This is a genomic window from Vibrio sp. Vb0888 (assembly GCF_033338835.1).
In the GTDB taxonomy this organism is placed as follows: domain Bacteria; phylum Pseudomonadota; class Gammaproteobacteria; order Enterobacterales; family Vibrionaceae; genus Vibrio; species Vibrio alginolyticus.
Window position 1 is genome coordinate 919,286 of sequence record NZ_JAWOTL010000001.1, and the last position, 9,930, is coordinate 929,215.

The following is a 9,930-nucleotide window of genomic DNA, read 5'->3' on the forward strand; positions in this document are numbered from 1 at the left end:
AAAAACGACCAAAGGGGAAGACTACCCTTCCCCTTTAATAATCAAATTGTTATCAGTACTTGAACTGGATTGTTGCCATGTAGTTGCGGCCTTCTCCAACCACAACCCCACTCGCACCTTTTTGCTCGCTATTCGTGCTACCACCACCTGCGAAGTAGTCGGTATCGAATAAGTTCTCGACATTGAATCGAGCAATGATATCCAAGTTTTCATCGTACTTATGTTTGTATGACACGCCCATATCAACGCGAGCGTAGCCATCTTTCTTGAAGGTATTCGCCGCATCACCGTAGCGATCACCTTCATAAATCAAACCAAGGTTTAGGTTCGTATTGTCCTGAACCTTGTAGCTAGACCATAGACTTGCTGAAAACTCTGGCACATCTACAGGGCGGTTGCCTTCATATCTTTCTGCCTTCTTAAGCTCTGCATCCAAGTACATTGCAGAAGCGGTTAGCGACAACTCAGGGGTCACAAAACCTTGGGCCATTAGCTCAGCACCTTTGTGTACTTGCTCACCACCTTGAGTTTTCTTATGTAGAACTTTATTACTAGTATCTTTACCACTTTCAACATCCAGCGACATGTTCTCTAATGTGATATCAAACACAGCACCAGATACAAATAAACGCTGATCAAACAGTTCCCACTTAGTTCCGATCTCGTAAGAGATACCACGCTCAGCGTCGAGTTTCTCACCTTCATTGATGTAGGTACGACTACCGTTGCTGACTTCACCTTGAGGCATGAAGCTTTCAGAATACTGAACGTAAACCGAGCCATTCGTCGATGGGTGGAATATCACACCTAACTTTGGAGAAACTTGGTTTTCGGTCAGTTCATCATCACGCTTTTCGTCATAACGAACGCCTGCAAGCACTTGCCAGTAGTCATTAATCGTCATCATATTTTGCGCGTAGATACCCCAAGTGTCGTGCTCGCTTGTGGACTGTTTAACTTTCCCAGAGTAGCCAGGACGAGGCACTGTCTGACCGGCTTCTATACTTATAGGGTTGTAATACTTTTGGAAACGGTCATAGGTATACTCTAGGTAGTTCGCACCTACCAAAAACGTGTTATCTGTACCAAACAAAGAAAAGTCCGTCGTCACATCTATATATGCAGTATCAAACACCCAATTATCTTTGCGTTCGTTACCAGAATGGTCGATCTTAGTATCTTGGTCATAAGTTTCGAAACCTGGGTAAGACTCCACATCAAAACGCTTAAAGTCTTGACGGTTGTAACCTGCTTTTACGTTCACGTTATCCGTGACTTGCGCATTAATATCGACACCGTAGTTTTCTACTTCGTTATCAATTTCAGACCACTGCGCATCCCAAATGTACTTATCACCGCGAACCGCTTTGCCATCAACAATGTATGCGCCAGAGTCTACGCTACCATCGTCTTTCGTGCGATCGTAATGAGCCGATACCATAAAGTTGTCGGTGATGTCGTACTCAACCACTAAGCCCGCTACCGTACGATCTGTTTTAGGCTCAGTGCCATCACCGTATCTGCGCCAAGAGCCGTAGCTTTCTTTGGCAAAAATTGCGCGCGCACGCAGTGTCTCTGCATCATTTAGCGCGCCACTCACATCAAGCACAGTGCGTGAGTGATCATTCGAACCTAGATCTTGACTCAAACTTGCTTGTGTTTGAGTTGTTGGTTTTTTCGAAACCATGTTTACCAAACCACCCGGCTCAGATTTACCGTATAGCAGACCTGATGGACCTTTAAGCACTTCAACACGCTCTAAAAGCTCAATTGGCTGACGGTAGTGTGACCAGTGTTGACGACCATCACGAAGAAAACCGTCTGAACTGCTAAGTTCAAAACCACGTAGAGAGAAACGTTCGCGGTTACGGCTTGTACCACCCGCGCTAACACTTGCATCGTTACGTAGCACTTCACCAAGTGTACTTGCACGCTGCTCATCAATTACCGTTTCATCGATAACCGCTACTTGTCCCGGCGTTTCCAGCTGCGTCATTTCCATGCGCATTGCTGTACTGTTTGTATCTGCCTTGTAGCCGAACTCTCGACCTTCTACAACTACATGTTCGTCTGTTTGAACTTCCGCCACTGCAGGTGTTGCTAACACTGCACCGATCACTAACGCCAAATGGCTCTTAGTAAACATATCCTTTCACTCCGATTATTATTTTTCGGGTCACATACTTGTTGAATGCGATTCCCTCTTAATTATTTCGCGGGTGAATATAAGTGATAAGTATTACCATTTGCATTAAATTTACATTCTTTGCATTTGCAAACTTTTGTAAAGTACTCTCTGATGATGCGCCATTATAATGTGACTTTAGTCACAAAAGTTACAACTTAATCATACTTATTGCTTGAACACTAAAGTAACCCTCAGACCACCTTGCTCACGGTTTTTCGCCGTAACTGCTCCACCCATAATACGCATGGATTCTTTGACAATCGCAAGACCTAAACCGTAGCCACCAAGCTTTTTATCTCTAGAAGCATCTAAGCGCGTAAACGGATCAAAAATATCGACCAGCTTGTTATCTGGAATACCAGGCCCATCATCAGATACTGACATGATGGTGAACTGCTGCCCTTCTTTGACATAATTTTCCAGAGAAACTTCTATCTGAGATGCTTGTCCTGAATATTTAATGGCATTACCAATAAGATTGTTCAAACAACGAATGACGAGCGTTTCTTCACAAAAAGCTTTAGCACATACAGCTTCTGAGCGGAAAGACAACGTCTGTTCTGACTTCAAATCTATTTTGCAACGCTCTACTTGCGGGGAGAGCAAAACTTCTAAATCACAGCGTTTCGTGGCTTTGTCGAAGCGCGCATTTTCCAAGCGACTGAACTCCAATATATCGCTGATCAAATGGTTTAGCTCTTTTGCTTCATCTTCTAACCTTGTCACTAGACTTTGCTCACTTTCTCCAACACGCTTTCGCAAAAGATGCAGAACCAAGTTCTGCCTCGCTAACGGCGTTCTCAATTCGTGAGAGACATCTCTTATAAGCAGTCGCTGCTTTTCAGCGAGAGAATGAATCTGTTGCGTCATGTGATCGAAATCTTGCGCTAACTCGTTAAACTCACGCGTGCTCGACTTCAGCTCTTTCACGACACTGACATTAAAATCGCCATTAGATAGCTTTTTGCTTGCTTCTCTCAATCGATCCAATGGTTGCTGTAAGTTACGTGCCATTAGCAGTGAAAAGAGCGCCAAAATAACCACTGCAATCACGACTTTGAGAATAGAGAAATACAGAATGAAGTCATTTGCAGGGTGCAGTCGATGTGGCAACTGAATCACTAAAGTATTGCCATGAACTAAAGGAATATTGATGATGGGGCGATTCACTTTCCCCTCAAGTTGATCATCGATGCTTCTCTTAAATTGAAGTTTGAACTCGAAGTGCGGATGCATCAGACGGTGCGTAACTGGTTGCTGATGTTCATTCAACACAAATAAATAAAAGTTTTGCGCATTTGCCCAGTCAGCAAGTTCGTCCATGTCTCCGTGCTCAATCAATACGTTAGCTTGATGTGCAAGGTCTAGCATTTCTTCTCGCACACTATCGGGCACTTTCAACATGGCTTTCACCAGAGCTTGTTCCGCTAAGGATTGCACGACCAAAATGCTAATGACAATTGCGGTCATGCAACTAAATAACTTGAACGCTAAGCTGTCTTTACGTTTTGCAATAAAAGGTGGACACCGGAGCTTCATTAACAGTTTACAGCCTCTAAATAACTGTAACCTTTGCCACGGAAGGTTTTGATATGTTGCTTGGAAAGCCCCGCTTCAACTAACTTGCGACGTATGTTACTGATGTGCATATCAAGGTTGCGATCAAAAGGACTCAGCTCTTTCTTTAACACTTCAGTTTGAAGCTCTGCTTTTGAAATCACGACTCCTTGGTTTTTTACCAAGTAGCTCAATAGTTCAGCTTCCGTACTTGTGAGGGGTAAGCTATTAAGCTGGTCACTGATCGTTTGAACGGTACTACACATCGTCTGACGTTGACGTTCCAAGCCAACACGACGAAGAATCGCTTTGATGCGCATTAGAAGCTCAGCGACATTAAAGGGCTTTCCGATATACTGATCGGCCCCCGCTTGGTAACCATCAAGCATCGAGTTTTCATCGTTGAGAGCGGTAAGCATTAGGATAGGTGTCGCGAAGCGCTGACAGATCCTACGAGCAACTTGCATACCGTTAAGGTTTGGTAACATGACATCAAGCAATACAAGATCTACAGGCGTTTTTTCCATATATTGCAGCGCACTTTCACCGCAATGTACAGAAGAGACGATGTAGCCCTCCTCTTGCAAAACCGCTTCTAACAGCTCACACAAAGGAACGTCATCATCGACTATCAAAACTCGTGACATTACCACTCACCATTCAAATAAAAATGGTTCGCATTTTATTACTCATTTACCAATTAAACAACTAACACTCTAATGCTTTAAGTCCACAGGACTCAGTCCAAGAAGCAGCAACGTGCCATTAGAGTTTAATGTTCACTTTTACTAAAGGTTCCTAACAATATGCACCTAGATATATCTTCATAGAAAAAACGAGTACAATCTGGCAACCGCAAAGCAAAAGATAAAGCGAATGGAAACGTTATTAATTGGTCACCGTGGCGTGGCAGGTTCATACCCTGAGAATACAAAAATAAGCATTCAGGCAGCCATTGACCTGGGGTTGAAGTGGGTGGAAGTGGATATACAGCCTACCAAAGATAATGTTTTAGTGGTTTGCCATGATCATACCGTCAATCGATGCAGCAATGGACAAGGGCGTGTTGATGAGCTCACCCTGGAAGACTTAAAAGCATTAGATTTCGGTAGTTGGTTTAGCACAGACTTTTCAGGCGAGAAGATCGTGACACTAGATGAACTGCTCACTTTAGCTACTGAGAATAAGCTTAACTTGAATATCGAAGTTAAAGTAGACAACCATCCAGCGGAAGAAGTGGCGCAGACTCTCGCCAATGCGTTAACAAAAAGTCCAATGCCGCAAGAGAATGTACTCCTATCGAGCTTTAGTCATGACGTCATTAGAGCGATGCACAAATACTGCAGTGGCTACCGATTGGGTGTGTTAAGTGAATTCTTTACGAGAAAAGATAAACGCCTTTTGGAAGAAGTTAGTGCCTATAGCTGCAACCTAAATATTAACTGGGTTCGTACTCGCCAGATAAACAAACTCCAACAAGCCGGTTACAAAGTGATGTGCTATACGGTGAACAATCCAAATAAACTGAAATACCTACCTCAATTAGTCGGTATTTTTAGTGATCATCCACAGCGCTTTATGCCATAGCCTATAAGAGCCAGAACATTAAAGGGGACCTTTTATTACCACTCAATCTGAATTGGTGTCCCCATCTCGACAAGCTGGATAAATTCGTCCATCTCCTCGTTGGTAATCGCAATACACCCATTAGTCCAATCAAAACTTTGGATGTAAATCGGCAACTGACTCTCACCGTTTTTTAAGCCATGAATTTTGATGTTCCCTCCAGGGGACACACCTCGGCGCTTCGCTTCCAACGTATCAATCGCATCAGGGTAACTGATATGCACAGAACGATAAAAAGCAGAGTCCTCTATAACATAATCTAGAGTGTATTCGCCCTCTGGCGTGCGATTGTCTCCCTCTTCTTGTTTATGTCCTTGCGGGTTCGCTCCTAAAGCAATTCGGTATTCTTTTAGCACTGCTCCTTGTTCCATCAAATACATTCGACGCTTAGACTTGTCGACTTTAACAAGGTCAACAGCTGCGTGAGTGCCCGAAGCAAACACACAACACAAGAACATAGAGAACCATTTTACTGACATTGTCGTAACGCCTAAGCTAATAAAGTGAACAAGAGAAGAGCGATAATGCTAGTCAGTTAATGCTCGTAAAGCAAACAGTATCTAATGCGGAACCGTAAGATAGCACTCGCTGAAAGGCGTACTTCTTGTTGTTGTTTGATACAACAAAAGTCAAAGAGAAGATTTCTCTATTCATTGCGGCTAAGTTGCATTACTTTATAAGCATATTTATTTATAAAGTCCGTACTTTTTGAGAGGGAACCATGATTAACATTGCTTTTTTTAGTGCAAAATCCTACGACGAAGCCTCTTTTAATAAAATTAAAAATAACCGCGATTTTGAATTTCACTATCACGACTTCCGACTAACCGAAAAAACAGCCAAGATGGCGCACGGCAGTGATGTCGTATGTGCGTTCGTTAATGATGATCTTTCAGCTCCCGTTCTTAAACAGCTTTCTCTAGGCGGGACCAAGCTTATTGCTATGCGCTGCGCGGGATTTGATAAAGTTGATCAACAAGCAGCCAAAGAACTAGGCTTACAAGTGGTTCGAGTTCCAGCTTACTCACCAGAAGCAGTGGCAGAGCACACGGTTGGTTTAATGATGTGCCTAAACCGCCGTCTTCACAAGGCCTACCAACGGACACGTGACGCCAACTTCTCGCTAGAAGGTCTTGTTGGCTTTAACTTTTTCGGAAAAACCGTTGGTGTTATTGGTACGGGTAAGATTGGTATCGCGACGATGCGTATCTTCAAAGGGCTTGGCATGGAACTGCTTTGCTACGACCCCTACGAAAATCCATTAGCACTAGAAATAGGAGCCCGTTACTGTTCGCTTGAAGAAATCTACGCTAATGCGGATGTTATCTCTCTCCATTGTCCAATGAGTGAAGAAAACTATCACTTATTGAACGAAAAAGCCTTCGCGCAAATGAAAGATGGTGTAATGATCATTAACACCAGTCGAGGCGAGTTGCTAGATTCACTAGCGGCGATAGAAGCGTTGAAACAAGGTAAGATTGGTGCGCTTGGCCTAGACGTGTATGACAATGAAAAAGACTTATTCTTCCAAGATAAATCTAACGATGTCATTGTAGATGATGTTTTCCGCCGTTTATCGGCTTGTCATAACGTGCTGTTTACTGGCCACCAAGCATTCTTGACTCACGAAGCACTTAATAATATTGCCTCTGTGACGCTTGATAACGTCGGAGCCTTTTTCTCTGGTAACGTATCGGGCAATGAACTGATTAACTAAAGCCAGACAATCGAGAAGTATAGTAGAGCGTGTGATCTCAGCTATGCTATACTTCTCGACTATTTAAAATTTGAGCCAAATTACCATGAGCATAAAAACTGATATTCAAAAGCTGCACAACCGTTTAGATACATGCCAACGTAAACTTGATGCGGCACGTTCTCGTGGTGATCACGAAATGATTACAAAGTTCACGGATGAAGTAGAACAGCTTACCAAAAAGCTTAACCAGTTAAAGCACAAGCAAAACTATGAGCTGAACAAAGAACGTAAAAGCTTACTTGATATGCCTTTCTCTCGTGAAATCACCAAAGCAGAACAAGCGGACATCGGCAAACTGAAAAAACGCGTACGCGGCTTAGTAATCGTTCACCCATTAACAAAAGTTGGTAAAGAACTTCGCCTTGATGTGATGACAGGCTTTGCGCCAAAAGAGTTTTAAAACTCGCATTAACATTTATGGAGCCCAAGCATTTGCTTGGGCTTTTTATTTTGTACTGCTTCATTAAATTTCATCGAAATATCAACCCATAAGCTCTTAAAAAGGCCAGCGACAAAAGCCACTGACCAAATTCAAAATGCCAGTCTGCATTACTCGCCTACGACAGTTGCTGCAACTTGTGCTCCACAACGGGGTCATTCGGAACTAACTGCTGAGCCACTTCCAAAAGTTGTACTGCATCTTGCGGATTGTCATGCTCATGCTTCATCGCAATATCAACAAGTGGCTGAATATCGATTTGCGCTTGATGCTCCTTCACATGTTCTTTCTTTTCTTCAATTAACACATTATGAGCGGTACTCAGTAAGTTCAAACGATGCTGTGAACTCGCATTCGCCTTGTTAAGGCACTGATAGTAATCTTCTTTTAATCGCAGCGTTTTAGTCTGATGACGAAACTGCGCTATATCTATCTTCTGATAACGTATAAAGTCTACAGCCACTTGCTTATAAAAACCGAATTTATTCAAATACGTCGCGTGGGTACCATGTCCCATCCCGAAGACTCTTAAGTGAGTGAGCTCTGGGTAGCGTTTGGCGTGAAGGCGGTCGATTTCATTAGTTGGATCATAAATGATGTAGCCTTTTGCATCGCCAAGGTCAAGGTCGTGATACTTTCCTTCCCAATCAAATTGTTGGGCTAGTTCAGTACTTGGCCTATCATCCCATGGCACCAAAACTCTGTTTTTTGTGCTGACCGGGTGAAACATCAATACTTGATCCAACTTTAATAGATTGGAAAAGGCACCAATAGCAAAACCACCGCGGCTAAGCCCATAACCTAAACGACATTCAAAAGGCTCAAGTAAAGTTGATAGCTGCTCTAGAAAGAAAATCAAATTACGGCTGCGAAACCAGTTACTTTTCCCAAGATGCTGAAATGAAATAATATTTACTTTTTGTTTCTGGGCTAAGCGATAACCCCAAGGCGCAAAGTCTGAGTGTAAGTCCTGTACTTGTAGATTCGTACCAGCAGGGGAAAAGGTGAACAACAACGGTTTATTGCGGTCGACAAACTCATACTTAACAAATACATCATCAAGTAAGTCCTCCCCGGACATCGGTAGCCTGGTTTGCTGTTCTTCACGAGAAAGAGCCAGCCATTCATCCAACCAGTACAGTAACTTCATTAATCCTCCATCTAAATTGCGCCTAGCAATTGTGTTAAAAATCTAGTTTTTAGTGTGTGATCATCTCCCCCTGGTTACAGGGGACTCTGATATCAGTCCTCTTTTAAAACAAAGCGTGAATTTGCTTATTAAATTGGTCAATATCTAAGGTTTGATGGCGAACAAACTCCTGCGCCACCAGATTAAAAAATTCTAATTTATCTAATTGTGTGGATTGAGTGCCGTGTCCCATACCGACGACTTTTAAATGGGTAAGCTCTGGATAACGTTCAGCATGAAGACGATCAATGCGATTGGATGGGTCATAAATAATATAACCTTTGGCATTGCCCAAATCTCGATCATGGTAGCCGCTTTCCCAAGCAAACTGCTGAGCAAGCTCAGTACTCGGCCGATCATCCCAAGGCACTAACGCTTTATTTTTAGTGCTAACAGGATAAAACAACAAAAGATGTTCTAGTTTCAGCAAGTTAGCGAACGCGCCAATTGCAAAGCCACCTCGACTTTGCCCATAACCCAAACGACATTTGAAGGGATGAAGCAACTCAGATAGCTGCTCCAGAAAGAAAATCAAATTCCGACTACGGAACCAATTACTTTGTCCTAAATGTTGAAAGGCAATAATGTTTACTTGTTGTTGTATTCCGAGCTCGTAGCCCCAAGGAGAAAAATCCGGAGTTAAATCTTGTACCTGCACATCAGTACCGGAAGGAGAAAATGTAAACAACAATGGCTTGTTAAGATCGACGAGTTCATACTTCACAAACACATCATCAAGTAAATCGTAGCCAGAGATAGGTAAAGCCATCTCTTGTTCTTGTTGAGTAAGAGCTTGCCATTCATCTAACCAGTAAAGTAGCTTCATTTTTTCTCCAAGTGCATCCGCAGTATTTAGACTGGAACTCTATCAAAATGCGTTTAAGCATCCCACGTTGAGACTTAAGAAAGCTCTATTTGAAGCCCAAATGAGACGTATGGAAATGTCTTCGATTGAAGGTATTACTGCGTAAACTAAACCCAAAGTAGGTACGCAAAAACTTGGAGAAAGAGCTAGAGAAAAATCAATTAGAAGTTTCGATAACAGCGGTTAAAAAACAGCAGATACAAAAAAACCGCTGTAAGAACAGCGGTTTTTTTAAAAGTGGCGGAGAGATAGGGATTTGAACCCTAGATACGCTATTAACGTATGCCGGTTTTCAAGACCGGTGCTT

General features: G+C 42.7%; 9 protein-coding genes. 3 read left to right on the top strand and 6 right to left on the bottom strand.

Features of this window, described 5'->3' with window-relative positions; translation table 11 throughout:
* Nucleotides 1–52: 52 nt before the first annotated feature.
* The 3 genes from R7P72_RS04060 to R7P72_RS04070 form a co-directional block, all read right to left on the bottom strand.
* Nucleotides 53–2,146 carry a TonB-dependent siderophore receptor gene (locus R7P72_RS04060; protein ID WP_213907109.1) on the bottom strand — a complete coding sequence of 698 codons (2,094 nt, stop codon included), beginning with the start codon at nt 2,144–2,146 and terminating at the stop codon, nt 53–55.
* Nucleotides 2,147–2,353: 207 nt separating this feature from the next.
* Nucleotides 2,354–3,727 carry a sensor histidine kinase gene (locus tag R7P72_RS04065; protein ID WP_005374264.1) on the bottom strand — a complete coding sequence of 458 codons (1,374 nt, stop codon included), beginning with the start codon at nt 3,725–3,727 and terminating at the stop codon, nt 2,354–2,356.
* Entirely contained in the window at nt 3,727–4,392 is a 666-nt protein-coding gene (locus tag R7P72_RS04070) for a response regulator transcription factor (RefSeq protein ID WP_017635544.1), read from the bottom strand. The genes R7P72_RS04065 and R7P72_RS04070 overlap by 1 nt, the downstream gene beginning before the upstream one ends.
* A 229-nt stretch (nt 4,393–4,621) precedes the next feature.
* Here R7P72_RS04070 and R7P72_RS04075 point away from each other — a divergent pair, with 229 nt between their 5' ends.
* Nucleotides 4,622–5,332: a glycerophosphodiester phosphodiesterase family protein gene (locus tag R7P72_RS04075; protein ID WP_318110377.1), complete on the top strand. Its 711-nt coding sequence runs from the start codon at nt 4,622–4,624 to the stop codon at nt 5,330–5,332.
* A 35-nt stretch (nt 5,333–5,367) separates the two neighbouring features.
* Here the strand turns inward: R7P72_RS04075 and R7P72_RS04080 are convergent, their stop codons facing one another.
* A complete protein-coding gene (locus R7P72_RS04080; protein WP_005374271.1) occupies nt 5,368–5,850 on the bottom strand; it encodes a murein L,D-transpeptidase family protein in 483 nt (160 codons plus the stop codon).
* Between the two features lie 242 nt (nt 5,851–6,092).
* On the opposite strand from R7P72_RS04080, the gene R7P72_RS04085 reads away from it, so the two are divergent.
* Together R7P72_RS04085 and R7P72_RS04090 are read left to right on the top strand one after the other, a co-directional pair.
* The gene (locus R7P72_RS04085) at nt 6,093–7,088 is read left to right on the top strand and encodes a 2-hydroxyacid dehydrogenase (protein ID WP_318110378.1); all 996 of its coding nucleotides are present in this window, start codon (nt 6,093–6,095) and stop codon (nt 7,086–7,088) included.
* Nucleotides 7,089–7,173: 85 nt separating this feature from the next.
* Entirely contained in the window at nt 7,174–7,530 is a 357-nt protein-coding gene (locus R7P72_RS04090) for a YibL family ribosome-associated protein (protein WP_005374274.1), read from the top strand.
* A gap of 157 nt (nt 7,531–7,687) precedes the next feature.
* Here the strand turns inward: R7P72_RS04090 and R7P72_RS04095 are convergent, their stop codons facing one another.
* Nucleotides 7,688–8,719, bottom strand: coding sequence for a hypothetical protein (locus R7P72_RS04095; RefSeq protein WP_025768076.1), 1,032 nt, complete (start codon nt 8,717–8,719; stop codon nt 7,688–7,690).
* A gap of 103 nt (nt 8,720–8,822) precedes the next feature.
* Entirely contained in the window at nt 8,823–9,584 is a 762-nt protein-coding gene (locus tag R7P72_RS04100; RefSeq protein ID WP_005374276.1) for a hypothetical protein, read from the bottom strand.
* Nucleotides 9,585–9,930 lie beyond the last annotated feature (346 nt).